This window comes from Pseudomonas sp. 14P_5.3_Bac1 (assembly GCF_025466135.1).
Classification (GTDB): domain Bacteria; phylum Pseudomonadota; class Gammaproteobacteria; order Pseudomonadales; family Pseudomonadaceae; genus Aquipseudomonas.
Window position 1 is genome coordinate 68,223 of the sequence record NZ_JANLOF010000087.1, and the last position, 26,435, is coordinate 94,657.

At 59.8% G+C, this 26,435-nt stretch carries 30 protein-coding genes; 6 read left to right on the plus strand and 24 right to left on the minus strand.

Annotated elements, in window-relative coordinates:
• Window positions 1-77 precede the first annotated feature (77 nt).
• The 23 genes from NTD89_RS26335 to NTD89_RS26445 form a co-directional block, all read right to left on the minus strand.
• Window positions 78-578, minus strand: a complete 501-nt coding sequence (locus tag NTD89_RS26335) for a CinA family protein (protein ID WP_106577235.1) — start codon at window positions 576-578, stop codon at window positions 78-80.
• Between the two features lie 82 nt (window positions 579-660).
• Complete coding sequence (locus NTD89_RS26340; protein ID WP_262210477.1) at window positions 661-1,140, minus strand: lysis protein; 480 nt, start codon at window positions 1,138-1,140, stop codon at window positions 661-663.
• Window positions 1,128-1,685 (minus strand): glycoside hydrolase family 19 protein, encoded by a 558-nt coding sequence (locus NTD89_RS26345; RefSeq protein ID WP_262210478.1) that lies wholly within the window; start codon window positions 1,683-1,685, stop codon window positions 1,128-1,130. Before NTD89_RS26345 ends, NTD89_RS26340 begins: the two co-directional genes overlap by 13 nt.
• A 6-nt stretch (window positions 1,686-1,691) precedes the next feature.
• Window positions 1,692-2,699 carry a contractile injection system protein, VgrG/Pvc8 family gene (locus NTD89_RS26350; protein ID WP_262210479.1) on the minus strand — a complete coding sequence of 336 codons (1,008 nt, stop codon included), beginning with the start codon at window positions 2,697-2,699 and terminating at the stop codon, window positions 1,692-1,694.
• Between the two features lie 9 nt (window positions 2,700-2,708).
• Complete coding sequence (locus NTD89_RS26355; RefSeq protein ID WP_106577239.1) at window positions 2,709-2,921, minus strand: tail protein X; 213 nt, start codon at window positions 2,919-2,921, stop codon at window positions 2,709-2,711.
• On the minus strand, window positions 2,914-3,297 hold the full coding sequence (locus NTD89_RS26360) for a phage tail protein (RefSeq protein ID WP_145161628.1): 384 nt from the start codon (window positions 3,295-3,297) through the stop codon (window positions 2,914-2,916). Before NTD89_RS26360 ends, NTD89_RS26355 begins: the two co-directional genes overlap by 8 nt.
• Window positions 3,297-5,510, minus strand: coding sequence for a phage tail tape measure protein (locus NTD89_RS26365; RefSeq protein WP_262210482.1), 2,214 nt, complete (start codon window positions 5,508-5,510; stop codon window positions 3,297-3,299). Before NTD89_RS26365 ends, NTD89_RS26360 begins: the two co-directional genes overlap by 1 nt.
• Before the next feature lie 6 nt (window positions 5,511-5,516).
• Entirely contained in the window at window positions 5,517-5,642 is a 126-nt protein-coding gene (locus NTD89_RS26370) for a hypothetical protein (RefSeq protein WP_017844653.1), read from the minus strand.
• The gene (locus tag NTD89_RS26375; RefSeq protein WP_262210484.1) at window positions 5,639-6,211 is read right to left on the minus strand and encodes a phage tail assembly protein; all 573 of its coding nucleotides are present in this window, start codon (window positions 6,209-6,211) and stop codon (window positions 5,639-5,641) included. The genes NTD89_RS26370 and NTD89_RS26375 overlap by 4 nt, the downstream gene beginning before the upstream one ends.
• Window positions 6,212-6,393: 182 nt before the next feature.
• Entirely contained in the window at window positions 6,394-6,900 is a 507-nt protein-coding gene (locus NTD89_RS26380) for a phage major tail tube protein (RefSeq protein WP_106577243.1), read from the minus strand.
• The gene (locus NTD89_RS26385; RefSeq protein WP_110624383.1) at window positions 6,900-8,066 is read right to left on the minus strand and encodes a phage tail protein; all 1,167 of its coding nucleotides are present in this window, start codon (window positions 8,064-8,066) and stop codon (window positions 6,900-6,902) included. The genes NTD89_RS26380 and NTD89_RS26385 overlap by 1 nt, the downstream gene beginning before the upstream one ends.
• Before the next feature lie 2 nt (window positions 8,067-8,068).
• Window positions 8,069-8,242, minus strand: coding sequence for a hypothetical protein (locus NTD89_RS26390; RefSeq protein WP_163005422.1), 174 nt, complete (start codon window positions 8,240-8,242; stop codon window positions 8,069-8,071).
• An 86-nt stretch (window positions 8,243-8,328) separates the two neighbouring features.
• Window positions 8,329-8,649, minus strand: a complete 321-nt coding sequence (locus NTD89_RS26395; protein ID WP_262210487.1) for a tail fiber assembly protein — start codon at window positions 8,647-8,649, stop codon at window positions 8,329-8,331.
• A gap of 11 nt (window positions 8,650-8,660) precedes the next feature.
• Entirely contained in the window at window positions 8,661-9,503 is an 843-nt protein-coding gene (locus NTD89_RS26400) for a hypothetical protein (RefSeq protein WP_106577245.1), read from the minus strand.
• Between the two features lie 51 nt (window positions 9,504-9,554).
• Window positions 9,555-10,085: a hypothetical protein gene (locus tag NTD89_RS26405; RefSeq protein WP_262210489.1), complete on the minus strand. Its 531-nt coding sequence runs from the start codon at window positions 10,083-10,085 to the stop codon at window positions 9,555-9,557.
• A complete protein-coding gene (locus NTD89_RS26410) occupies window positions 10,082-10,720 on the minus strand; it encodes a phage tail protein I (protein WP_106577247.1) in 639 nt (212 codons plus the stop codon). The genes NTD89_RS26405 and NTD89_RS26410 overlap by 4 nt, the downstream gene beginning before the upstream one ends.
• Window positions 10,717-11,712, minus strand: a complete 996-nt coding sequence (locus tag NTD89_RS26415) for a baseplate J/gp47 family protein (RefSeq protein ID WP_262210491.1) — start codon at window positions 11,710-11,712, stop codon at window positions 10,717-10,719. Before NTD89_RS26415 ends, NTD89_RS26410 begins: the two co-directional genes overlap by 4 nt.
• On the minus strand, window positions 11,709-12,041 hold the full coding sequence (locus NTD89_RS26420) for a phage baseplate protein (protein WP_106577249.1): 333 nt from the start codon (window positions 12,039-12,041) through the stop codon (window positions 11,709-11,711). Before NTD89_RS26420 ends, NTD89_RS26415 begins: the two co-directional genes overlap by 4 nt.
• A 9-nt stretch (window positions 12,042-12,050) precedes the next feature.
• A complete protein-coding gene (locus NTD89_RS26425) occupies window positions 12,051-12,662 on the minus strand; it encodes a phage baseplate assembly protein V (protein WP_262210493.1) in 612 nt (203 codons plus the stop codon).
• Between the two features lie 3 nt (window positions 12,663-12,665).
• On the minus strand, window positions 12,666-13,181 hold the full coding sequence (locus tag NTD89_RS26430; RefSeq protein WP_106577251.1) for a hypothetical protein: 516 nt from the start codon (window positions 13,179-13,181) through the stop codon (window positions 12,666-12,668).
• 23 nt (window positions 13,182-13,204) lie between these two features.
• On the minus strand, window positions 13,205-13,543 hold the full coding sequence (locus NTD89_RS26435; RefSeq protein ID WP_106577252.1) for a phage holin family protein: 339 nt from the start codon (window positions 13,541-13,543) through the stop codon (window positions 13,205-13,207).
• Window positions 13,544-13,833: 290 nt separating this feature from the next.
• Entirely contained in the window at window positions 13,834-14,160 is a 327-nt protein-coding gene (locus NTD89_RS26440; protein ID WP_262210494.1) for a hypothetical protein, read from the minus strand.
• The gene (locus tag NTD89_RS26445) at window positions 14,139-14,873 is read right to left on the minus strand and encodes a helix-turn-helix transcriptional regulator (protein WP_410017233.1); all 735 of its coding nucleotides are present in this window, start codon (window positions 14,871-14,873) and stop codon (window positions 14,139-14,141) included. Before NTD89_RS26445 ends, NTD89_RS26440 begins: the two co-directional genes overlap by 22 nt.
• A 379-nt stretch (window positions 14,874-15,252) precedes the next feature.
• Here NTD89_RS26445 and NTD89_RS26450 point away from each other — a divergent pair, with 379 nt between their 5' ends.
• From NTD89_RS26450 to fdxA, 4 genes are all read left to right on the plus strand, one after another.
• Window positions 15,253-16,875 (plus strand): methyl-accepting chemotaxis protein, encoded by a 1,623-nt coding sequence (locus tag NTD89_RS26450; protein ID WP_262210495.1) that lies wholly within the window; start codon window positions 15,253-15,255, stop codon window positions 16,873-16,875.
• 668 nt (window positions 16,876-17,543) lie between these two features.
• Window positions 17,544-17,825: a DUF3077 domain-containing protein gene (locus NTD89_RS26455; protein WP_262210497.1), complete on the plus strand. Its 282-nt coding sequence runs from the start codon at window positions 17,544-17,546 to the stop codon at window positions 17,823-17,825.
• 320 nt (window positions 17,826-18,145) lie between these two features.
• The gene (gene mutS, locus NTD89_RS26460) at window positions 18,146-20,737 is read left to right on the plus strand and encodes a DNA mismatch repair protein MutS (protein WP_262210498.1); all 2,592 of its coding nucleotides are present in this window, start codon (window positions 18,146-18,148) and stop codon (window positions 20,735-20,737) included.
• A gap of 142 nt (window positions 20,738-20,879) precedes the next feature.
• Complete coding sequence (gene fdxA / locus NTD89_RS26465; RefSeq protein WP_003208688.1) at window positions 20,880-21,203, plus strand: ferredoxin FdxA; 324 nt, start codon at window positions 20,880-20,882, stop codon at window positions 21,201-21,203.
• 497 nt (window positions 21,204-21,700) lie between these two features.
• Here fdxA and apbC read toward each other — a convergent pair whose 3' ends face one another.
• Complete coding sequence (gene apbC / locus NTD89_RS26470) at window positions 21,701-22,795, minus strand: iron-sulfur cluster carrier protein ApbC (protein ID WP_262210499.1); 1,095 nt, start codon at window positions 22,793-22,795, stop codon at window positions 21,701-21,703.
• A 172-nt stretch (window positions 22,796-22,967) separates the two neighbouring features.
• Here apbC and metG point away from each other — a divergent pair, with 172 nt between their 5' ends.
• Together metG and rsxB are read left to right on the plus strand one after the other, a co-directional pair.
• Window positions 22,968-25,019, plus strand: coding sequence for a methionine--tRNA ligase (gene metG, locus NTD89_RS26475; RefSeq protein WP_262210500.1), 2,052 nt, complete (start codon window positions 22,968-22,970; stop codon window positions 25,017-25,019).
• Between the two features lie 233 nt (window positions 25,020-25,252).
• Complete coding sequence (gene rsxB / locus NTD89_RS26480; protein WP_262210502.1) at window positions 25,253-26,416, plus strand: electron transport complex subunit RsxB; 1,164 nt, start codon at window positions 25,253-25,255, stop codon at window positions 26,414-26,416.
• Window positions 26,417-26,435: the final 19 nt, after the last annotated feature.

Here is a 26,435-nt window from a genome sequence, read left to right on the forward strand (position 1 = left end):
CCTCACGTAATCAATAAGGCCTGACGGCCAACACCTGTATAAGTAGACAGTATTGTTCCACAAAGATCGAAGATCGCCTACCCCTGTTTTTCTATTTCTAGTGCAGCTCGTCGCAACAAGCCCTCAAGCGCGGCTTTTACCGTTTGTCGGCGGACCTCGTCGCGGTTGCCGGGGAAGTGCGCAAGCTCGGCCGTCACCTCTTCGCCAACCCCAAACGCCAGCCAGACGGTGCCGACCGGTTTGTCCGGCGAACCACCATCCGGCCCTGCCACACCACTGACCGCCACGGCAAAGCGCGACAGGCTTTTTTCCTGTGCGCCGCGGACCATCGCCTCCACCACTTCCTGGCTGACAGCGCCGACTTTGCCGAACAGTTTCTCCGGTACGCCCAACTGCCGGGTCTTCTGCCGGTTGGAATAGGTGACATATCCCGCCTCAAACCAGGCCGAACTGCCCGGAATCCGCGTGATCGCTTCGGCGATACCGCCGCCGGTGCACGACTCGGCAGTGGTGACGTGGGCATTGAGCACCTGCAAACGGCGACCCAGTTCAGCGGCCAGTTGAGTGATTTCCTTCACGGTCGACTCCAGAAGTAGGCGGGGGATTTGCCTACCCTACAGGAGCAAATCGCACGCGCAAGCGACAGACTGGATCAAGATGCTAACGCCCGACGGCGCGCACGTACGCTTGGCAGGCACGTAAGGCGATCAGGGCGTTATCGCCGTCGTCGGTGATGGCGATAATTCGTTGAGCATGCGCAGGGTCAAGTCGGGCTCGCGGGGCTGCATGAACCACGCCGCCGGAGGTGGTGGCGGCTGGCATTGGGCAGCCGAGGGTACGGTCGGTGGCGTCGAGAAGGACTGACAACCGCACATCAGAAGTGGCCAGGCGGTCGCGCAGAGCAGCTTGATTACGCTGGGCATCAATCAATTCCTGGGCATGTTGTCGGTCGCTGGCACTGAGTTGCTGCTCCAGCGCCAGCCGTTTTTTCTGCTCTGCCTGCTGTCGAAGCGAGGCCGCCTGAGCGTTTAGATCCGCCTGCTGCTCAAGCTGCGAACCATATCGCCACGCCTGCACCTGCCAAACCGCAACCACCAGCAAGCACACGCCGATCAGCCGTAACCCGCCTAAGAAGCGCACAACACCGCCTTCGCCCGGGCCCACAATTGCAGACGATGCTCCAGCCCGTTCAACCCACCGTTGATGCGTCGGGTGATGGTGGTGAACTGGTCCTTGTCGGCCAGCTCATTCAAACCGTTGCTTTGCCAAAACCACGCCGCCGATTCACACGCCCACTGCGGCTGCTCCAGCAACTCGGGCTGGCGCAGCAGGCGATCGTCGCCAAACAGCGCCTGGCTGCACGCCAGGTAATTGCGCCGACCCGTAATCTGGATCAGCCCCCTGCCCCGGTACTTCTGGCCATCGCCGTCCGCTTCGGGGGTGTTGCCCAGGCGTGCGGCCAAGATGCCGGTGTCGTATTTGCTGAGGTATTGGTCGCTGCCCAACTCGCGCACGTAGCGCAGCTCACCAGATTCGTGGCCGACTTGCGCGAGGAACGCAGCGATGCGCTTGGTTTGGCCGATCTCGGACCTGGACATTGCAGTGTTCAATGCGGACAAAAAAAGACCCGCAACAGGGCGGGCTCCGGGCAGGATTTGAACCAGTTGAGAAAGCGTTATAGCCATGGGTCCTCACTCGGCCGCGGATAAACCGTTGGCCATGATCGTGCATCGATAACTCTCGCTGCGCTTGCCACTGGAGGTCACCGTCTTGATCGACCAACGGCCGCGCATGAAGTCGGGCCACGACTCGTCCAGCAGCAACAGGCCTTCAGCGCCGAACAAGGGGTTTCCGGGGCAGATCACATTGACCTGCATCCCTTCGCGCCCCACTCGGCGCATCTCGCCCTCGGCAGCGGTTCTGGCTTCAGCCTCGTTCTGGTAACGCTGCGTCACCACCTTGAACGGCGCGATGCCCACCTGCACCACCCGTTGTTTACCGGCTGCCGCGTCCCACCAGGACGTTTGTGCGCCCAGGTAAGTAGCGCGGCTGGTTTGGGTAAAGCTGGCGGTGATAAACGCGCGATCACCCGGACGATTGTCGCGGGTGATCGACAACGGCACGACCGGCAAGACCTTGCCCGACAGCGATTTTGTCTGCCCTTTGCGGCCCAGCACATACAGCTCGTCGACAGGCTTGGCCACGGCATCGAAGCGATTGGCCAGCCGCGTGAGAAACGCCATGTCACTTTCATTGGTCTGGTCGATGTGCGGGATATGCTCGCCTTCCAGATCAGGCGCCACGCGCGGTGAAAAACCGTAGCGCGTGGTCAATTGGCGAAATAGCGCACCCAGGCTGATCGGCCCGTGACTGGCGGTGCGTCGCTTCTTGAATTCGGACTCATCAAAGGGCGCCGCCGTCGCCACCAGCACCAGACGCAGCGGGAACAGTGACGGTGTGCGCTGGGTGATTTTGAAGCGGCCCTTGTCCACCAGGCCCGACTCCCGATACCCGATGCGCAGGCCGATACGCCCGCCCAGACTGGGCAGCCCTTCAAGGCCCTCGATGTCGAGTGTCAGCTTGAGCTGGTCGGACGTGAACCCGGCCATGTCAGTATGCTCCCACTCCAATAGCCGCTCATTGAGGAGCGCGGCATTGGCACCGTAAATCTCCACCACGGGTGTAAATCCAAGTGTCATGGTTGCTCCTTAATCCCAGGCCGTAACCGGCTGCCTGGCCACGGGCTGGGTATCCAGCTCAGGCACAATCACATTGACGCCTGCCGGCAATACCGCGCCCTGTTCGGCCAACTGCGGGTTCAAGCGCCACAGCACCTCTTCGGCGGCATCATCACAGCGACCGAGCTCGCGATAGAGCAACAGGTTGACCGAATCACCGGCAATACTTCGAACCTTACGCATTGACGAACTCCTCCAGTACCAACACCCAATTGACCACCATGGCCGTGCCGTCATCGATCACACAGGACTGTTTTTCGTCCACCGATTTGATGGTCCACAGCCCCCAGTTCAGGCCTACGCCATCGACCAGCGGCAACGGCACACGCTGGGCTTGCAGCGCACGCAATTCGTCCATCCGCGCCATGCCCAGCGCGCGTGCAGCCTTGCCGCCGAATGACAGCGTTTCGAGCGCCTGGCCAACTTGGGTGGATTTGGGCTTGCCGGAAACGATATCCAGGCTGCCCCAACCCCCACTGCTCAAACGGTCCAGGGTGTCGTAGGCAAACCCACGGGACAGCCCGAAAATAAACGGGCCCAACGCCATTTGTTGTCGCATCACACCACTCCTGTATCGGTCAGGGCCGAGTCACGTCGCGTCGCCAGCAGGCTGTCCATCGACAGCGGCGAGAATTGCGCCTCAATCTGTTGCACCACGATCGCGGCCAGTTGTTGTGGGTTGGCCTGCTCGGGTGCGTTGATGGTGATTTGCGGCGCGAAGTTGATTTGGCGGTTGTCGGCTTGAGCGCTACTGAGGTTTTTGCTGGTCTCGCCAGGTGATGGCAGACGGTCATCGGAGCCCATCAGCTTTTCACTCAGCCAGGCGCCGATATCACTGCCGGCAAACGTACCCAGCGCGCCGCCGACCACTTTGCCGATGGCACCGCCAGCGACACCGCCCATGACCCCGCCCAGTACTGTGCCAGCCCCCGGCACCACCGAACCGATCGCCGCCCCGGCGAGCGTGCCGAGCGCGCGGCCAACGGCCATGCCCGCAAATTCGCCAGCAACGCCACCAACAACGCCGCCGCCCACTGACCCTACCGTGGTGCCGACGGCTTTACCCAGGTTCCCCGACATCGCGCCCTGGACAAGGTCAATGCCAGCACCCGCCAGCACCACGCCAAGGGAGCCACTTCGCGCGACCTTGCTGGCTCTCGCGGTTCGTGAAGGCTTGTCTGCCGAGCGATCACCGCGCGGCGTTTCGCGGCCTTTGGGTGTGTCCTGGCTGGCGGGCGAACTCACCTTGCTCGGTGCCTTATCGCCGTCACCGAGAACCTTGCCGGCGACCTTCTCGAACACCTTGTCCTTCACCGCATCAAACACACCGGAAAACACCGGCCCCAGCGCCGCGCCAGCCAGCGTTACAGCGGCCGTGGTCTTGGGCAGCGCCTCGGCCAACCAGCCCACGCCCGTCACCAGCCCGGTCATCGCGGTCAGCGAGGTGTCCACGATCGGCGCCAGCGCGGCATCCTTGGCGGTATCCAGACGCGTGGTGCTAGCCTCGAAGGCTTGACGACGTGCTTGTGTGGAGTCTGCGCGAACCGCTGCCGAACGCAGGACCGAGCCTTGTTCGCCCAGTGCCGACGTTGCGTACACCGACTTGTCGGCCACCAGCGTAAACGCCTGCTTTACCGTATCGATGGCGGGCACCAGGCTCAGAATCGACTGGTTGCCATCGAACAATTGAGTGGCCAACGCCGCTTGTTTTTCAGCCGGTTGCGCCTTGAGCGCTTCAAGCACCGTGAGCAGGGTCTGTGGCGCATCCTGCTGCATCCCGCCAGCGAGCAACGTGGGATCAAGCTTGAGCGCCGCCCACGCGTTGCGCTGGCTTTCAGAAGCGCCGTCGCCTTTGGCCAGGGTGCTGCTGATTTTCTCTAGCCCGACACCCGCTGCACTCTTGCTGTTGCCGGCACTGAGCAATGCCGCCGAAAGCGCCGCTGCCTGCTCGGGGCTCATGCCCGCGGCGGTGGCCGTCCCCCCTGCGCGCTGCACAATAGCGCCGATATCCGCCGCTTCTGCCTTGAGCGAAACGTGGGTGCCCAACACATTGGTCGCGTCAGCCAGGTCCCGGGTTTGCTCGCGGTCGATTTTCATCGACTCGCGCCAGCCGCCCATCATGTCGCCGGCATTTTTGACGTCGACCTTGAAGGCCGTCGCCATGATGGCTGCGTCGCGGGCAAACTGGGTCAGGTCGTCCTGACGAGCCGCGCGGTCGATATTGCCCGAGGCATCCTTGCGGTCGCTGCCGATGCCGGACCGGGCGGCCACATACTCGACCTGTGCCAGCTCCACAGCGCTTGCACCGCTCGCCGCTACCATCGGTTCCGACGCCATGGCCAAGTTGGTTTCGCGCAGTTGTTTGCGCTGGCGGCCGACAAACATCAACAACTGATCCAGGTCAGTCATCGCGGCATCCAGTGCCTGCGAGGGTTTGCGCGCCTCAGCGGGGGCTGCAGCTTTTGCTGCTCCCGCGCCTTCGCCAGCTTCGACTTGCCGGGCGTCCATCATCTTGAGCAGTGAGGCGTTGAACAGCTCGAGGGTATTCACCAGCCGATCCTGCCCCGCCGCCAGGAGATTGATCTCAAGGCTGGCAGTCGCCAGCGCCAGCCCCAGACTCGCGGCCTCTACCGGCATCACGCCCGAGGGCCCGGCGAGTGTTGACGCAATGGGTTTGATACTGGCCTGCGCCACTGCGGTGTCACGTGAGCCCAGCGTCAGCTCGCCTTCCGTGGCGATGGCTGACGGGCTTGCATGGTTATTGCCTGCCATACCGCTCTACTCCTGTTTGACGCCAAGGCGAGTGATCGCGATGTCGTAGCGGCGCAATGCTTTTCCGGCGTCCCAGTCGAGGATCTCCGCCTCATTGACCGAGTAAATCAGTGGCACCACATCGAGGATCACTTCGATGTCGCGCTCCGAAAGAAGTCCGCCGGTTTGTTTAAAAAATCGTCGATGCGCTCCTGCAGTTCCGTCCAGTCGGGAACGGTCAGCCCGGCCAGGTCAGGGATCATCAGGCCGGTGCAGTGAGCCGTAATGAATTCGGCGCGTTCTTTGTTGGTGGCGAGTTTCTTCATGGCCTTGGTGGCACGCAGGGCAGGCATTTCCAGGCTCAGCGCGGTCAGGTTGCGGCCGGCGGCATCGAGGGGCAGCAGCAGGTGCACCTGTTCATGCTGCGACGGTTCATCGCGTTCGCCGAGGAAGAACGACGCTGGGCGCGTCGACATTTCGTGCACGTACTGAGCAATGCTCACGTAGTCCGGGCGCTTGAGCTGATCGAGTTCTTTTTCCGACAGGCCGGTGGCGAGTTTCGCCAGTTCAAAAAACTGGTCGTCCTCGTCATCACCGGCCCGGGCCAGCGCAGCTTTTTGCGCGGCGTAGAACAGCGGCTTGAGTTGAATCTGCTGGATCGTCGCGCCAGTGTCGGCGGTGATCGGAGACAGCAGAATGTGCAGCGGTGGCATCCAGGCCATGGGGCAATTCCTTGTTTAAGCGTTGTTGAAAGCAGCGCAAATCTAAAGCTGAGCGCGGTCGATGTGGGAGCTGGCTTGCCTGCGATGGCATCAGCTCGGTACACCAGGCACACCCAGTCGCCTGCATCGCGGGCAAGCCCGGCTCCCACATTGACTGTGCTCACTTCAGGTCACGGTAGCCCTTAAGGCATCAGCACAGCGCGGCGGGCATCGCCGAGAATGTCGACACCGTTGAGCATGAACTTCTGGGTACGCACGTCGATGTCGATCACCGGAATGCCGTTTTCCAGACGGTTGTAGGTACGGCACGACAACTCCAGGGTGGTAGTGGCCTTGTCGCCCATCTTCAGCTTCGCCTCCTCCAGGGATTTAAGTTTGCCGCCGACGGTGTGGTAGGTGAAATAGGTCTTGCCATCCTGGTCCTGACCGGCTTCACGCACGTTCAGCAGAATATCGTCGCCCTGACGCACGCCCAGGGCCAGCATGATTTCCGGCCCGGCACCTTGCAGAACCAACTTGGCATTGAGCACCTTGCCGCTCTTGGCCATTTCTTCGGCGATGAAGCGCCCGCCGGACATGGATTCCATGTCGAATTCGATCTTCGGCGGGGTGAACTCTTCTACCGTCGCGGACAACGGCAGGCCTTGAAGGGTGGCCGCAATGGCCTGTCTTACACGGTTGGTAAACATTAGAGAACGTCCTCCAGGAACTGCTCGATGATTTCATCGCGGGCATTGAGTTGGTAAATCATGTGTTCATTCGGCGCGTAGCGGCCGTAGTCGATGACGATGAACCAGGTGCCGTTCTTGTACTTCTCGACACTGTTGAGTTCCGGGTGCAGGTACACGCTGCCGCCGGGGATGGTTTCGTCGGCGACCAGGGTTTGCAGCCAGTCGTTGATGCGCTTGACCTCCTGGTCCATGAACGACTTGGTGAGGTTCTTGGCCATGGCTTTCTGGCCGGCCTTGACCAGCTTGCGGCTGATCGCATCTTCCAGGCCGACGTAGCTGATGAACTTGCCGGTGATGGAGCGATTACCCAGCAGCGAAAAACCGCCAAGGATGGTGCGCGCGTAGTAGCTCACGCCGTAACGGTTGAGCAGGTCGCCTTCGGTGGAGGTGTCGAGGATGTTGTACTCGACCACGCGGGAAACGTCCTCAGCGAACGTCACCTGGTTGCCTGGGCTTTCCCACTGCTTGACCTTGGCCAGTGCAGCGATGGCCAGCGACGATGGCGACAGGAACACGTTCTTTTTCGCCGCCTTGGAGTACACCGACGGCATGTTGTGCACCAGCAGGCAACGGTCGAAACCGAGGTCGGCCCCGCCCAGTTCGCCGCTGTAGGTCACTTGGTCAGCAACCGAAGCATCCTTGCCATCCAGTACCACACGGGCCTTGATGCGTTTGCCGAAGGCGGCGAACTCACCGGCCACGGCTTTGGTGCCGGTGAAGCCCGGAGCGCCGATGATAGTCAGGTCTTCGGGGACGCTGCTCAGGGCAGCCAGGCCCAGTTTGCGGCCAGTGGTCGGCTCGTTGCCGCCGATCACATTGTTGAGGGTGTCGGCCGGGGTTGCGCCCTCCTCCACGATCACCACGTAGACCGGCACCTTCACCACTTTGAGGATCTGGTAGACGGCCTGGAACAGCGTGCCCGACTCGGCGCCGGTCGGATCCAGCAGCGCCTGGGTGGTGAAGCTGTTGATGCGAAACGGCGCGTTTTTCGGGATCGACGCGTGAGCGTTCGGCGCAGTGCCGACCAGGCCGATGACGTTATCGCCCAGGCCACCCATGGCCTCGGGGGATTCGGTGGCATTCACGGTGATGCCGTTGTGCTCGAAGTTAAGAACCTCAGCCATGGTTAGTCAGCCTTCTTGGGGGTGGAGTTGAGGACGCTGGTCAGTTCCAGGCGGCCGGCGGTGCGCAGGGCGGATGCTTCGACGTCGAGCAGTTCCAGTTCTTCGCCGGCGGTGGACCAGTGGCCACCTCCGGTGGGGAATGGGATGAGGACGGTGTAGGTTTGGCGGTTGGCCATGTGTAAATTTCTCCAGATGCAAAAATGCCCCTTAAGCAGGGGATTCATTGGGCGAAAAAAAACCGCTTTCGCGGTCATGTCAGTCCCTAGATTGGCGCTACAGGCCAGTTGATTAAGGCCGGAAAACCTTCCTGCTTATCGATACGGTTCAATTCAATTCGATACAGCTTCCAGGCTTGCAGCCGTGCCACCTCGTCATCGGTTGCCTTCCCCAGGTCTTGTGCATCCAACAGGGGGGCGATACGTATCGCCGCGACTTGCAACAGTTCGTCTCGACGCTGCATGGCTTCGTTACTCATCAGTTGTGCCATAACCTCAGCTGCATCTTCAGCCGACAAACCAATCCCTTCCAAACTGTCTGCATCTGGATTGACGTATATCGAGCCCTTGTAATTCACTGTTCTCATTTAAACGCTCCTTATGCGGAAATAGTTGTATATGCCTGGCGGGCCGTGTAAGAACCTGGCGACAAGGTAAGCAAACTATCAAGTGTCGCACCGGAGCCGAAACCGACAATAGACACGGTACTGATATCAACCATTTTCGGCACACCGACATTGATGATTGTCGTCTGGGCGCCGCCTTTACTAATGGTCGTCTGCGCGAGGCTTAGCTGAATAAAACCGTAGTACGTAGTGAACAATGGAACGTCCTGAACCACGACCTCACACTTATGAAAACACAACTTAAAGCTCACACTTTCGCCTGCCCCTCCATCGCGAGAAAACAAGCCGCCGTAATCAGGGCCCCATTGCGAAACGCCATTCGCCAAGCCGGTTTCTATTCGGCAGTCGGTGAACTTAATCGACATTTCCGTGATAGCGGAAAAACCACCACATATGTAGACATTCGAATCAGGAAATCGCATCAGCGCGCCACGAACGATTGGTTTAGAAGCTTCTGTCCCATACGGGATGAATAGAAGCGACATATTGTCAACATTGGTTCCACCCAAGCCCCGACCTACCTCATAGACCTTTCCACGCCGTAGGAAAATTGTGGCTGAGCCGCACAACATGACCCTGCCAACTGCAGCAGCAATGGTTTTAAGTGGCTTATCCGAAGTGAGACCGCTATTGGTGTCCAGGCCACTGGAGGAGTCGACATACAGAACCTTGTTAACTTCTGCTCGAACAGCCGCTGGAACCTGCTCAGTTGCCGCAACTACTTTCTGGTCGATTAAGGATATCTTTTTACTTACCGTATCCGTTAGTGCATTGCATGCCGACACCAGGCCGGCGATTACCGTTTCCAAACTCATCTTTTACACTCCTTGTAAAACGTCGTTTTTTCCAGTACCCAAAGGCGAGGACTATTTAAGTTCTACGCTCATGACCCGAAACAAAACCCCCACATGCCGCGCCATGTTATCAATACTCGCTGCGGCGAGCTCCGCGAACTCCCCAGCCATCAAGACATTAAGATTTTCATTACCTACTACAACCGTCACACTGTCCGTCGGCAATGGCGAAATATCTAACGTAAATCGTTGAAGCACTCGAGTCGCAGACGCTTTATAAGTCAGCAACTTTCCCGCCACCGAGTAAATCGCCAGCAAGGTCCCACTGGCGAGATAAAAACCAAACTCGCCAATCTCATATTCGGCCTCGCCATCAAACAGCGCGGCCATCCTGAGTTGCCGGTCGCCCAAGTCCTCATAATCCACAATGGCGACACGCTGGCGTTCATCACGCAAGGCCACTTCCGTGCCGTCTGGGTTGTAGCGGCCGGTACCGGCGCCGATGTGGGTAATTTCGCCTTTCAAACCCTGGTTCTTTGCCTGCAGCACTTCATCCAAACCTTTGGAGGTGAAGCGCACCAGGCGCGTAATGTCATCTGTCATGGCTGCGCCCTGAGGTCGTAGTCGTTAATGGTGTAGTGCTGGGCCACCCCGGCACTGTTAAGTCGCGCAACCAACGCCAACTCCGGCAGCGCCCCGTTCAGACACAACTCGCCGTCGCTTAAAGGGGCGTCGAGGACTTGAGTGAACGCAAGCCGACCTTCGGTTTCATGCACGATGGTGATGGTCGCCTGATCCCGCTCGCTCTTCGCCGCATTGATACGGCGAATCAAGCGGTTGTGGTCACCACTGGACCAACTGCGCCCGATGATCGCTTGCACATCGAAGGTGTAAGGCAGGCTCAACGGCTGCTGCTGATACCACGCGCTGATATTGGGGGTGAACCCCAGCGACTCCACCGCATGACTCAACGCCTTGGGTGTACCCGCCTGGCGTTGGATCTGCCAGGACAAAGCCACGGTGAGACGCTTTTCAGCTTCGCTGGCGTCAGCATCCCATTCGCTCACCCCGCGGTCGGCAGCAAGGTAAGGAAGAAATTCGGCAGGCGTTTGCAGTGGGTTCATCAACGCCGGAAACGGTGGAAAAACCCGGTCGAGCAACTGTCCGAAGCCCAGGTCCAGGGCTTTTTCCAGGGGTGAGCTGTTGGCAGGTAACAAACTCGTTTTGGGCTCACTCATAGCGTGCGCACCTCCACCTCGACCGCCGTGCAATACGGTGCCTGGAATGCGGTACCGATGATCGGCTGCAGCGGTTCAAGGATCTGCAGTTGCGCAGCGCCGGCGCTGTGAATCGCATAATCAATCCAGCTCGGGTCCACCCGCCCTTCCAGGCGATGACAGGACTCTGCATAGTCTTGCAGCAGCTTTTGAGCGGCGACTTGTGTAAGCCCCGAATCCGGGCCGGCGTTGATCTTGGCGACCACGCGGATTTTGTAGGGAAGGATTTGCGCACTTTGCACGCTCACTAGGTCCGTCTCCGGCCGCACATCCGGCCGTGCGAAATGGCGACGAACGCCGTCAAGCAAATCGGCGGACGGCGTGCCGTCGCCCTCACGGGAAAGCACGGTGACCATGACTTCGCCGGGCGCTGTTCGACGCCCGTTGCCATCTTTGACCTGGGCCGCATAGCCGTCCGGGTCAAAGGTGTAGCTGACCGTCACCACGCCCGGCGTCGCGCTTTGCACCTTCACCGACGGCCGTTCGCCTAGAGTGAAAACCTCACGCCGATACTGCATTCGCGAACCCGCGGCCGGGGCATGTGGCGCCAGGTAGTAACGAAGGCGAGCGTCGTCATCGCTCTCCAATGTTGGCGGCACGGGCGGAAACGCTGCCGGGTCGCCGGGATCGAGCACTTGGCGCTCCAAGCCCATATCGGCCAGGCGTGCATCCAAATTGCTGCCGGTGGCCCACCACGCCAGCATCTGTTTGATGCGCGCGTTGTATTTGCGCTCGTGGGTTTGCAGCCGCACACAAAACGCTTCCAGCGCCAGGGTCAGCAGCTCGCTTTCATTGTCGAGGCTGGCCTTGAGTTTGGCCGCACTTTGCGGCGCTCGGGTGGCGACGTAATCGACAACAAACGCCTTGAATTCGGCCAGCAACGGTTCGAACTCATCCACCGCGATGATGGCCGGTTCCGCCAGTTGGTTCTGGCCGGGGATCAGCATGCTCATGTCACGACCTCAAAGGATTGTTGGCGATTTTTCCAAGTGCCGGCAAAGCGCAGCAGCAGGCCCGCGCCTTGGCGGGTTGCGACGATGACCTGGGGTTGGAAGTCGCCGATGCCGTTCTGCGCGTTATAGAACGCTTGGGCGGCGTGGCTTTGGGCGAGGATCAGCAGGTCGTCGCCGAGGTTCTGGCCGAGCAGTTGCGGGATCTGCGAGCCGTACAGCGGGCGTTTTTGGCGAGTGCCCACGGGGGTGGTCAGCGCTCGGGTGGCGCGCTGCACGAATTGCAGCCAGTCATCGACGGCTGCCCCGGTGTTCCTGTCGATTCCGATCATGCGGTGTCCTTATCGGGGGCTGATGACGCGTCCTTGGTGGTCCACCACGGGGCCGCTGAAGTGTGCGCCGCCAGCATCGAGCAACAGGCTAGTGCCGCCGATTTGCAGGGTGATGCCCTGGGCGCTCATGGTCAGGCTGGCGGCGCCGACCTTGATGTCGACCTGTTCGCGGGAGCCGGTAAATGTGGTGGGGCCGTTGACCCAGTTGAACGTGTGGCTGGCGTCGTCGTAGTCGCTTTGAGTGCCGTCCTGATGGCGGCGCCGGGTCAAGCTGGCAACGCTGGAGACCGGCGGAAACTGGCTACTGTTCAGGCCGAACAAGGCTACAGACTGGCCGCCGCCTTCGCCGCCGCCGTAGTTGAGCAACAGGCATTGTTCGCCCACGGACGGAATGCGCGTTTCAGTCTGTGCACCGGCGCTGGGGTTGAAAAAGCGGATGGCCGGCGTGAGCAACTCACCGTGGCTGACCTTGCAGGTACTGCTGGCGGCGTCGACCTCCTGACACACGCCAATGCGGCAGAAGCTTTCGGCACGTCGGTAAAGGTCTTCAAGCTGGGTTTCCATTTCCACCAGGCGCTCGACGATCGGCCCCAGTTGCATGCGTAACAGCGCGTCGAACATGGGCTACTCCGCCAGTGGTTTGTATTGATCGGGGTCGTTGATGTTCGAGACTTCCCAGGTGCGGGCGAACAGCGGTTGGCCTGTGGGATCGGTGAGTAACACAGGTCCCAAGTAAAGGGTTTGGGTGAACGAAACGGTCCAGGTGTCGTAGTCCGTTTCCGCCGTGGTGCGCACAGACGGCGCGGCGACGATATTCATCGGCAAATCACACTGTGCCTGCGGCAGCTTCCAGCGGTTATCCAGCACCAGATCCATAAGTTGGCTGGCCAGGTCGCAGGCATCAAATGGCAATGCCCCGGGCGCAACCATGGCCTTGAGCGAAAGGGTCAACGCGTGAGCCTTGCGCCCTTCGCGAGAGCGAATGCCGGGGCCATTGCCCTCGACCGTAATCAGTACGCCGGTTTTGTCCCCGGCGCCGTTAAAGTCTTGGTGATTGCCGACCTTCAAGTCCGGGAAGGCCGCTTTTAGCGCTTCGCCAATGGCGAGGGGCAGTTGAGAGGGCTTTTCGATGAGCGTCATTTTAAGTAGCGTCCTTGCAACAGTTACTGCGGGTCCTGACGGGAGTTTTCGTTGATCCCGATGCGCTTGGCGGCCCACCGCTCATACAGGCCGATGGCTACATCGGCACCGGCCATGGCAGTCAGGCAACCGATGGCGCCGGCCGTCCAGATCGACATGCCGGCGGCGTAGCACAGCATCAGCGCTGAAACGCCGCACACCATGCAGGCCCCGGAGCGCAGGGCCAGACGGCGGATCAGCGACCAACCCCGTGCGCCCTCTTTGTCGGCGCGCCACATTTCGCCGGATACCCCGCCGATCACTGCCAATACGATGACCAGCCAGATAGGCATTTCCGCTAACGCTTGCTGTTCATTTGTCATGTCACGCCTCCTGGCTGAGCAATAGATAGTCCGTTTTTCATTTACAAATGCTTCGATAGGTAGGCATTCCAAAAAGCCCGGTCGCCCGGGCTTTTCAGTAATACGGTCCAGATTCGGTCTTTCGGCGCTACTGGCGCGGTACGGACCTTTCCTAAGATGTTTTTCCGACCACGATCCCTGTCTGCCGGATAACTGCTTCTGGTGCTTTACGCTGCACACCCGGGTCAGTTGCCAACCCTCTGAACCGTTATTAGGCCGGTTCATCGCTGCCTGTTTTTGAAGCGTTGAAACTAAAGAGCGTCGGCATCCTTGCCGGTGTTGCCTGGCATCCCTGCCATCGCTTCGATGGCGTCCTTGCCGATGTTGCGCGCCTTCCTTGTCTTCCTTGGCAGCATCCTTGCCGCCTCCACCACCTTGTTGGCTGGCTTGAGATGAAGAATATGCATGCATGCATATACAGTCAATGCATAAATGCATTTATTTTTCTGTGAGAAATGCACGGATGCATTTTCAGCCTTGCGGGTGAAGGGTTTGCCGGTTTTTTGCAGACGAAAAAAAGCCCGCGCACTGGCGGGCTCTGTCTTACGTAAGGAGGTTAACGGGCGTACATGCCCCACCAGAATACATGGCCGAGGATGCTGATCTGCTCATCCTGGATATCCTGGAAACTGTAGTCCTCATCCGGGTGCTCATCGCGATTGAAACTGCGCAGACGAATCCCGGAAGGCAGGCGGTAGAGCTGTTTCACCCGCAACTGGCCATTGTGGTTGATGGCATACAAGTCGCCATCGACGATGTCGCCAATGCCACTCTTGCCTGCGTTCACCCCGACCGTGGCGCCGTCGCGCAGCACCGGCAACATACTGTTGCCGCGCACCGTCACACACTTGGCCTGATCAAACTGCACACCATTATGCCGCAGGCTGCGCTTGCCGAACCGCAAGCTGGCCTTCTCGCTTTCCTCGATGACGAATCTTCCTGATCCAGCAGCCAATTCAACCTCGCGCAGAAAGGGGATCGACACCTCGTCATCATTAACGGGCGTGTCGTCATCCCACAGGCTTATGTCCTTGAGTTCCGAATGCATCGGGTCGCGCCCGTCATCGCGCAAAGCCCCCGCCGCCGCGCGCCCGCGCAGGTGGTCGGTGCTGACGCGAAAGTACTCGGCGATGCGCGAGATGTGCTTGTCCGACGGATCAACGATCTTGCCGCTGAGGATCCGCGAGAGTGTGGATTGAGGCACGCCGGTACGCCGGTGAAGCTCCGTGGGGGAGATCCGGTCGCGGTCCAGCAGTTCTCTTAAGACGGTAGAAACGTTGCGTTTTTGCATAACGCGGATAGTGCCGGGTGTTTTGGGGGTTGGCAAATGCTAATTTGCATAATTTATGCAAAATCAGAAAACGTAATCCAACGCGTCGGTAAGTAATGGGGCCTAAGCACTCGTCATTTTCAAAGTCTGAGAGGCTGCTATCAGCCAAAAGCAGTCATTCATCTCACGTTCAAACAAGAGGATGTTTATAGGGAGGACGATAACCGAGAACTCATGAGGCACCGACAGTCGGACTCGTCTCAAGCACCGCTCTGGAAGGCCGATACCACAGGTGTTAGTTTGCGCGGCTCCGGCTACAAACCGGAACCGCAGACAGGGATGTTTGGACGTCTTTTACGCCCAACCAGGCGTACCTAATTCCTGTCATGAGTATCATCCGATGCTGCAAAGATCCCTAAGAACCCAAATCCTCGCGCTGCTGAGCGGCAGCCTGTTGGCGATGTTGCTGATTGCTTTGGCATGCTTTCATTTCCTGTCCAACGGCGTGCAAAACTACGCCAACCTAATCGAAGGTCCGCTGCACACTTCGCAACTGATCGACGAGGCCAACCTGCAATTCAAGGTGCAGGTGCAGGAATGGAAAAACGTATTACTACGGGGCAAGCAGCCGGCAGACCTGGATAAATATTGGAAGCAATTCGAAGAACGTCAGCGTGACGTGCAGGGGATCCTCGGCGAACTGGCTAACCAGAAAGGCCTGGACGGCCAACTCAAGGCCCGCATCGAACGCCTGCGTGACGAACACCGCCAGCTGGGAAGCGCTTACCAGAAAGGTCGCGATGCCTATATCGCCGCGGGTGCAGACCCCAGCGCAGGCGACGCCGCCGTTAAGGGCGTCGACCGTGCTACCAGCGACCAGATGAGCGAACTTGTCGGCGAACTGCGCAAGCAGGGTACCGAGCAATCGACGCTGATCAGCGCGGGTGCAAAGCGCACGGTGATGTTGGGGATTATCGTAATGCTCGCCTCGGGTCTGTTGATCGGCCTGTTGAGCCTGTGGCTCATCAACCGTAACTTGGTTGACCCCATCCGCAAGCTGATCGATTACGTGGCGCAACTGAGCCAAGGCAAATTTGCCGAACGCGTGGCCAGTAGCCGTGAAGACGAGTTGGGCAAACTGGCCATGGCCGCCAACACTTTGCGCGACTTTCTAGCCGAAACTTTCAACCGCTTGCAGCGCAGCGCCAAGGATCTGGACAGCGCAAGTAGCGAGTTAAGTACCATCGCGGGTCTCATGGCCAGCGGCACCAACGAGCAGTTCGACCGTACCGATCAGGTGGCCACGGCGATGAACGAAATGTCCGCCACCGCCCAGGAAGTGGCCCGTCACGCAGCCGATGCCGCACGCGCAGCCGATGATGCCGACCAATCCGCACAGCAGGGCGAAAAAGTCATGCGGGGCACCATTCACACCATCACCCAAATGCGTGGCGAGATCGCCAACACAGCGACGGTCATCCGTCGCCTGGAAACCGACAGTGGCCGCATCGGCAAGGTGCTGGAAGTGATTCGCGGCATCGCCGAACAGACTAATTTGCTGGCGCTGAACGCGGCGATCGAAGCGGCCCGTGCCGGTGAAGCCGGACGCGGTTTTGCGGTCGTGGCCGACGAAGTACGAAGCCTGGCCCAGCGTACGGCGGCGTCGATCATCGAAATCAACCAGATCATCCAAACGGTGCAAACCGGCGCGGTGGACGCAGCTCAGGCGATTGAAAGTGGCCAGTCGCGCAGTGAAGAAAGTGTCGCGCAGGTGAATGAGGCCGGCGCCATGCTGGAGCGCATCACCCATGCCGTAGAAGCCATTCGCGACATGAACCGCCAGATTGCCACCGCCGCCGAAGAGCAAACCTCGGTGGCGGAAGACATCTCGCGCAACCTCACCGAAATCACCACGATTGCCAGTACCAACCTGGACAACATGCAGCGCACCGAAGCGGCAAGCCGCAACCTTCACGGGTTGTCAGGGCAGTTGAACGAAGTGACGGCACGCCTGAGTGCTTAGTCGGACCGTTAGCGTTTAGATCGGCTTCAGGCTGAGCAGCCATGTTGGAAGACCGAGCCCCGTAGGTCATAGCCTTACACGGGGCAAATGCTCAGACCAAAGACTCTCAGCATGTGTAACCTTGCGGCGGTGATACTTAATCGACGAAACGTATGCTTTTTTGCTGCCATGCTGGACAGCTTTTTGGCCAGGCACTTTTGGCAGCAACTGCGTTAGATCCAATAATTGGGTCTCCGCTTTTTCGAGCGCGGTGATTGAGTAGCGCAGCCAAACCTTTTCAAGTGGCCGCAGGTCAGGGCTCTTATCGTTAGGTGATCATTAGCGGGGCGTATCGTCCCGCATGGGTCCGCTGGCAACTGGCAAAGCAAAGAGGCTCCCCTTTTTCCCAGTTGCGCCCACCCCACCACCACGCTACCCTCCCCTCCGTCGCTGCCAATTCAGCGATCGGGCCTGATAACCCGGCAAGATGCAGGCGCACCAAGCGCCCCCAAAACTCGATTTGCAGGCGTTTTTTTTCGCCTCACAATTCGTGCAATGGCGGCTGTGCGTGGGAGACCTTCGGGTCTGCCGGGTTCCTGTATCTCCGGTTTATCAGCCTGCGCACAGCTGCCACCCAATTCGCCTGATAACGAACGTGGTAGCTCTCAACTGATATGGGAGTTTTACCGATGAGCGCTACAAATCCGTCTGCATTAACCACCCTGGGCGTCACCCCCTTCTCCTTCCACTCCGACCAACCTCTACTGCGCGTCAACAGCGGTGTTGCCCTGCACGAAGCCTTGCATCACGCCTCCGACCTCCTCCACGTTGCCAAGCAGCTCGCAGAAGATGCGGCGATGACCAAGGAGACGGATCGTTACGCCTGGGCGTCGCATTACTTGCAGGAGATGGCGAAAGCGGTGGTGGATGATGTGGTGAAGGTGTTGGATTCGCCCGGTAACATTCAGTAAATCGGGCAACCGTAAAAAAGGGCGGCGCTTATATAAAGGCGCCGCCCTTTTTTGTGTTTTACCTGGCCGTTTGCGACCTGCGAAGGGCCGACTTCACGTGTTAACCTTGCGCCCATCGCAACAAATGCTGGGCCAAGCGCCCGATGCCGATCAGTTGTGCGCCCACGATTGGGCAGACACCGAAGATAAATGTGGGAGCTGTCGAGCTACAGCTCCCACCTTTGACCTGCTGTGTTTGGACGTCCGCACTTTTAACTGATCGACACTGGACCACGCGCCCCCTTTGCCCCATCACTTTCAACGAATTTGCCTACTATCCAATGAGTAAAAACACCTCCGATCTGTCCTCCCACACGCCGATGATGCAGCAGTACTGGCGTCTGAAAAACCAGCACCCTGATCAGTTGATGTTCTATCGCATGGGCGACTTCTACGAGATCTTCTACGAAGACGCGAAGAAGGCTGCCAAGTTGCTGGACATCACCTTGACCGCGCGCGGGCAGTCGGCGGGGCAGTCGATTCCGATGTGTGGGATTCCTTACCATTCTTTGGAAGGCTACTTGGTCAAGCTGGTGAAGCTGGGCGAGTCGGTGGTGATCTGTGAGCAGATCGGCGACCCGGCGACCAGCAAAGGGCCGGTGGAACGTCAGGTGGTACGCATTATTACGCCGGGTACGGTGAGTGATGAGGCGTTGCTGGACGAGCGTCGTGACAACCTGATCGCGGCGGTGCTGGGCGATGAGCGTTTGTTCGGCCTGTCGGTGCTGGACATCACCAGCGGCAATTTCAGCGTGCTGGAGATAAAGGGCTGGGAGAACCTGCTGGCGGAGCTTGAGCGCATCAACCCGGTGGAGTTGTTGATTCCGGATGATTGGCCGAAGGATTTGCCGGCAGAAAAGCGTCGTGGGACCAAGCGTCGTGCGCCGTGGGATTTTGAGCGTGATTCAGCGCTGAAAAGTCTGTGCCAGCAATTTTCGGTGCAAGACCTCAAAGGCTTCGGCTGCGAAACCCTGACCCTGGCCATCGGCGCCGCCGGTTGCCTGCTTGGTTATGCCAAGGAAACCCAGCGCACCGCCCTGCCGCATTTGCGCAGCCTGCGCCATGAGCGCCTGGACGACACCGTGGTGCTTGATGGCGCCAGCCGTCGCAACCTCGAGTTGGACACCAACTTGGCCGGTGGCCGCGATAACACGCTGCAATCGGTGGTCGACCGTTGCCAGACCGCCATGGGCAGCCGCTTGCTGACCCGCTGGCTGAACCGGCCGCTGCGGGATTTGACCGTGCTGCAAGCGCGCCAAACCTCTATTACCTGCCTGCTGGATGGCTATCGCTTTGAAACGCTGCAGCCGCAGCTGAAGGAAATCGGCGATATCGAGCGCATCCTGGCGCGGATCGGCCTGCGTAACGCGCGGCCGCGCGACCTGGCGCGTCTGCGCGATGCCTTGAGCGCGCTGCCGCAGTTGCAAGCGGCGATGGCCCACCTCGACACGCCGCACCTGCAACAGTTGGCCGTGACCGCCGGCACTTACCCGGACCTCGCAGCGCTGCTGGAAAAAGCCATCATCGACAACCCGCCGGCGATCATCCGTGACGGCGGCGTGCTGAAAACCGGTTACGACACCGAGCTGGATGAACTGCAATCGCTGAGCGAAAACGCCGGGCAATTCCTGATCGACCTGGAAGCTCGCGAAAAGGCCCGCACCGGCCTGGCCAATTTGAAGGTCGGTTACAACCGCGTGCACGGCTACTTTATCGAGTTGCCGAGCAAGCAGGCCGAGTCGGCACCAATCGACTATCAGCGTCGCCAAACGCTCAAAGGTGCCGAGCGTTTCATCACGCCGGAGCTCAAAGCGTTTGAAGACAAGGCGCTGTCGGCCAAGAGCCGCGCCCTGGCGCGCGAGAAAATGCTCTATGAAGCCCTGCTCGAAGACTTGATCAGCCGTCTGGCGCCGCTGCAGGACACCGCCGCGGCCCTGGCGGAACTGGATGTGTTGAGCAACCTGGCCGAGCGCGCGCTGAACCTTGACCTGAACTGCCCGCGGTTTGTCAGCGAGCCGTGCATGCGCATTGTGCAGGGGCGTCACCCGGTGGTGGAGCAGGTGTTGACCACGCCGTTCGTCGCCAACGACCTGTCGCTGGATGACGACACCCGCATGCTGGTGATCACCGGTCCGAACATGGGCGGTAAATCCACCTACATGCGCCAGACCGCCTTGATCGTACTGCTGGCGCATATCGGCAGCTTTGTGCCAGCGGCCAGTTGCGAGTTGTCGCTGGTCGACCGCATTTTCACGCGGATCGGTTCCAGCGATGACCTGGCCGGTGGCCGTTCGACCTTTATGGTGGAAATGAGCGAAACCGCCAAAATCCTCCACAACGCGACCGAACGCAGCCTGGTGCTGATGGACGAAGTCGGCCGCGGCACCAGCACCTTCGACGGGCTGTCGCTGGCCTGGGCGGCGGCCGAGCGATTGGCGCATTTGCGCGCCTATACATTGTTCGCCACGCACTATTTCGAGCTGACCGTGCTGCCGGAAAGCGAGCCGCTGGTGGCCAACGTGCATCTCAATGCCACTGAGCACAACGAACGTATCGTGTTTCTGCACCACGTGCTGCCAGGGCCGGCAAGCCAGAGTTACGGCCTGGCCGTGGCGCAGTTGGCCGGTGTACCAGGCGATGTGATCACCCGCGCTCGCGAGCACCTCAGCCGCCTGGAAACCACGGCCTTGCCCCATGAAACCGTGGTGGCAAGCCCGAAAAAAGCCAGCAGCAAACCGGCCGCGCCGCACCAGAGTGATATGTTCGCCAGCCTGCCTCACCCGGTGCTGGATGAACTGGCCAAGCTTGACCTGGACGGCCTGACCCCGCGTAAAGCGCTAGAAATGTTATATGCACTGCAAGTTCGGATATAACGCAGACGCTTGCAAGCTGATAGAATCTCGCGCGGTTTGGGATGCTGCGGGCTTTTAGCCTGGCCTGCAGACTATCGCTCCCGAACCTCGCGAGCCCCACCACAAGGGGTTTCGCTGCCGCCGCCTGAGGAGAGAATTAGAAATGACCTTCGTCGTTACCGACAACTGCATCAAGTGCAAGTACACCGACTGCGTCGAAGTGTGTCCGGTGGACTGCTTCTACGAAGGCCCGAACTTCCTGGTTATCCATCCGGATGAGTGCATCGACTGCGCCCTGTGTGAACCAGAATGCCCGGCCGTCGCTATTTTCTCCGAGGACGAAGTCCCGGCAGAGATGCAGGAATTCATTCAGTTGAACGTCGAATTGGCGGAAATCTGGCCGAATATCACCGAACGCAAGGATCCGATGCCGGATGCAGCGGAGTGGGATGGCAAAAAGGGCAAGATTGCAGACCTCGAGCGCTAAAGCGCCGTCGCCCAATAAAAAAGGCCCCTTGCGGGCCTTTTTGCGTTTCTGCGGGGCGGGTTTTACTTTTCTACAGGCAAAAAAAGGGGCGGTATGACCCGCCCACATTTTTTCCCTAGTCCCTGTATTCCTTTTTCATCATCCTGATGAATCGCATCCTGCGACGTTCCTTCAACCATCGTTCCTTGATGGCTGTGTCAATCCGTGGACACAGGGCTGATGTTAGAGAGTTCCAAGGGAAGTTCAACGGGATCCAACGGTTGGGTTGAAGAGCTTCATCGCTAAGACGACAATAAATAATTGTTATATTTCAACAAGATAGAAAAGTCTCTCGCCATTTCGAGATGTCCACGCCCGGTAAAAAACCCAAACACTTACGAAAAAGTAAGCGAATGCTTACACGCGCAAATGCGTAAAAGCGCAACAGCACCCGGTTGACCTTCCTGCGGACAAGAAAAAGCCCCGACACTGTCGAGGCTTCTTTTCCTTCAGGCTGATCAGTCGTCGCTGACCGTAATCGTCGGCATTGCCGGCGCAGCCGCTTCCTGCAGGACGATGCGCGCGCCTACATGACGGGCCAACTCCTGATAGATCATAGCGATCTGCCCATCGGGCTCAGCCGCCACGGTGGGCTTGCCGCCATCAGCCTGTTCACGAATCTCCATCGCCAGCGGCAACGACGCCAACAGCTCAACACCATACTGGGTCGCCAGCTTCTCACCGCCGCCTTCGCCGAAAAGGTGCTCAGCATGCCCGCAGTTGGAGCAGATGTGCACCGCCATGTTTTCCACGACGCCCAGCACCGGGATGTTGACCTTGCGGAACATCTCGACGCCTTTTCTCGCATCCAGCAGCGCCAGATCCTGCGGCGTGGTCACGATCACCGAGCCGGCCACCGGGACTTTCTGCGCCAGGGTCAGTTGAATGTCGCCGGTGCCTGGCGGCATGTCGATCACCAGGTAATCCAGGTCGCCCCAGGCGGTCTGGGTGACCAATTGCAGCAAGGCGCCGGACACCATCGGCCCGCGCCACACCATCGGCGTGTTGTCATCGGTCAGGAAGGCCATGGACATGACCTCGACGCCCATCGATTCAATCGGCACGAACCACTTCTGATCCTTGACCTTGGGCCGGGTGCCTTCGGCGATACCGAACATCACGCCTTGGCTTGGGCCATAAATGTCGGCGTCGAGAATGCCAACGCGGGCTCCCTCGCGGGCCAGCGCCAGTGCGAGGTTGGCGGCCGTGGTGGATTTGCCTACGCCGCCCTTGCCGGATGCCACGGCGACCACGTTCTTGACGTTGGCCAAGCCTGGAACCTGCGCCTGGGCCTTGTGCGCGGCGATCACACACTGGATGTCGACCTTGGCCGAACGCACACCGTCGAGACCCTCGATGGCCATTTGCAGCATCTGCGCCCAACCGCTCTTGAACAGGCCGGCGGCATAACCCAGCTCCATCTGGACCGAGACCTGGTCGCCCTGCACATCGATGGCGCGTACACAGCCGGCGCTGACCGGGTCCTGGTTCAAATAGGGGTCGGTGTATTGGCGAAGAACGGCTTCCACCGCTGCGCGATTGACGGCGCTCATGGGCTACTCCCGAAAAAAGACTGACTGAAACAGGCGGCTATCCTAACCGTTCCAGCCGCCAAGCGGCATGCTTTCGCGCCCCGGGAAGATTCAGAAACAGCGCCACGGGGTGAAATATATTTCCCGGCGCTTTATAGTGGCCGACCTCCGTTTCATCAAGTAGCCGAGCCCCATGTCCGAGCCACGCAAGATCCTCGTCACCAGCGCCCTGCCCTATGCCAATGGTTCTATCCATCTTGGCCATATGCTTGAGTACATCCAGACCGATATGTGGGTGCGCTTCCAGAAGCATCGCGGCAATCAATGCATTTATGTCTGCGCAGACGACGCCCACGGATCGGCCATCATGTTGCGCGCCGAAAAGGAAGGGATCACCCCGGAACAACTGATCGCCAATGTGCAGGCTGAACACAGCGCCGACTTTGCCGAGTTCCTGGTTGATTTCGACAATTTCCACTCGACCCACTCCGACGAAAACCGCGAGCTGTCGAGCCTGATCTACACGCGCTTGCGCGACGCCGGGCACATTGCCACGCGTTCGATCACGCAATATTTCGACCCGGAAAAGAAAATGTTCCTGGCCGACCGCTTCATCAAGGGCACCTGCCCGAAATGCGGCACTGAGGACCAGTACGGCGACAACTGCGAGAAGTGCGGTGCCACTTATGCACCGACTGACCTGAAGAACCCGCGCTCGGCCATCTCTGGCGCCATTCCGGTGCTCAAGGATTCCCAGCACTTCTTCTTCAAGCTCCCGGACTTCCAGCAGATGCTGCAAACCTGGACGCGCAGCGGCACCCTGCAAGACGCCGTGGCCAACAAGATCGCCGAATGGCTGGATGCCGGCCTGCAGCAGTGGGACATCTCCCGCGATGCGCCGTATTTCGGCTTCGAGATCCCGGACGAGCCGGGCAAGTACTTCTATGTGTGGCTGGACGCGCCAATCGGTTACATGGCCAGCTTCAAGAACCTGTGCGACCGCACGCCGGAGCTGGACTTCGATGCGTTCTGGGCCAAGGATTCCACCGCCGAGCTGTATCACTTCATCGGCAAGGACATCGTCAACTTCCACGCCCTGTTCTGGCCAGCGATGCTTGAAGGTTCGGGCTACCGCAAACCAACCGGCATCGCCGTGCACGGTTACCTGACGGTCAACGGCCAGAAGATGTCCAAGTCCCGTGGCACCTTTATCAAGGCGCGCACTTACCTGGACCACCTGTCGCCGGAATACCTGCGCTACTACTACGCCTCCAAGCTGGGCCGTGGCGTCGACGACCTCGACCTGAACCTGGAAGACTTCGTACAGAAGGTCAACTCGGACCTGGTGGGCAAAGTCGTCAACATCGCCAGCCGTTGCGCCGGGTTTATCCATAAGGGTAATGGCGGTTTGTTGGTGGCCGAGAACGCCGCACCGGAACTGACCGAGGCCTTCCTGGCCGCCGCGCCAAGCATTGCCGACGCCTATGAAGCGCGCGACTTCGCCCGCGCCATGCGCGAAATCATGGGCCTGGCCGACCGTGCCAATGCCTGGATCGCCGACAAGGCGCCGTGGTCGCTGAACAAGCAGGAAGGCAAGCAAGCTGAAGTGCAGGCGATCTGCGCCACGGGCGTCAACCTGTTCCGCCAGCTGGTGATCTTCCTCAAGCCGGTGTTGCCATTGCTGGCCGCTGACGCCGAGGCGTTCCTGAATGTCGCGCCGCTGACCTGGAATGACCACGCTACCTTGCTCAGCAACCATCAGTTGAACGAGTTCAAGCCGCTGATGACCCGTATCGACCCCGTCAAGGTGCAGGCGATGACCGATGCTTCGAAAGAAGACCTGGTCGCCAGCCAGACCGACACCGGCGAATCGGCACCGGCCGGCAATGGCGAGTTGGCCAAAGACCCGCTCTCCCCGGAAATCGACTTCAATGCTTTTGCCGCCGTTGACCTGCGCGTTGCGCTGATCATCAAGGCCGAAGCCGTGGAAGGTGCCGACAAGCTGCTGCGCCTGACCCTGGACATCGGTGATGAGCAACGCAACGTGTTCTCCGGGATCAAGAGCGCTTACCCTGACCCGTCCAAGCTCGATGGTCGCCTGACCATGATGATTGCCAACCTCAAGCCACGGAAAATGAAGTTCGGTATTTCCGAAGGCATGGTGATGGCGGCGGGCCCTGGCGGTGAAGAGATCTACCTCCTGAGTCCGGATAGCGGTGCCAAACCGGGTCAACGGATCAAGTAAACGATTTGGCGAGCAGCCTTGTTGTGGCGAGCGGGCTTGCCCCGCGTTGGGGCGCGTAGCGGCCCCTAAACCAAACACCCGGTTCTACCTGTGGAAACCCGGTGGCCTTGGTGGGGCCGCTTCGCAGCCCAACGCGGGGCAAGCCCGCTCGCCACAAAAAAGCCGCCACCCGCAACCAGCGGGCTCACCCCTACAGGCCCTGTTTGTCTAACCGGCATGCCAATGATCACCCCATGACCCTGATCCAACGTATCGACGCGCTGCTGCCGCAGACCCAATGCGGCAAATGCGGGCACCCTGGCTGCAAGCCTTACGCCGAGGGCATCGCTCAGGGCGAGGCAATCAACAAGTGCCCGCCCGGTGGGCAGGAAACCATCGCCGGCCTTGCGCAGTTGCTGCGCGTGCCGGTGCTGGAACTGGACACCAGCCGAGGCGAGGCCCCCGCTCAGTTCGCCTATATTCGCGAGGCCGAGTGCATCGGCTGCACCAAATGCATCCAGGCTTGCCCGGTCGATGCGATTGTCGGCGCCGCGAAGTTGATGCACACCGTGATCATTGATGAGTGCACCGGGTGCGACCTGTGTGTGGCGCCCTGCCCTGTCGATTGCATTGAGATGCGTCCAGCCACGAGCGTGCTGCCGATTGTTGGCGGCCTGGCTGCCAATGATCAGCAGCGCCATGCGCGTGCCCTCAAGCGCGACCGGGCGCGGCGGCGCTATGAGCAACGCAACGCGCGGCTGCAACGCGAGGATGCACATAAACTCGCCGAACGCCTGGCGCGAGCCAAACGTCCGACGCCGAGTGTGCCTGCGCACACCGACAGTGCTCAGGCAGCCCAGGATGCAGCGGTCAAGAAAGCCAAAATCACCGTGGCGATGAGTCGCGCCCAGTTGCATAAATCCTTGAAGGCATTTGGTCATCCGCCGACGTTTGAGCAACAGTCGCAGCTGATCGTCCTGCAGCAACAGTTCGAAGCGGCAGAGCAGGCGCTCAGCGCACTGGAGGCGAACAGTCTACCTCCACCGCCGACCGCCAAAGACCCTGAACTCAAGCGTGCGAAAATCCAGCTGGCGATGCGCCGTGCCGAATTGAAGAAGGCCCAGGACCGTAATGCTGACGAGCAGCAATTGGCAACCTTGAGTGCCGCGCTGGCCACCGCAGAGCAAACCCTGCATGACGCCGAGGCTGTCAGTGAACAGCCAAGACCTGAGTTGCAGCGTGTGGAAAAACGCCCCATCGACACTCAACTGCGCCAGCTTAAAACTGCCTTGGCGTACGCGCGCGCAGACGTCAGCAGGTTGCAACGCCAACCGCACACCACCGCGGATGAGCTGAAAGCCGCACAACACACGTTGGAGCAAGCGCAGCGCCAAGTGGACGCGCATACCGGCGATTGATCCGCGACAGGCGCTGCCG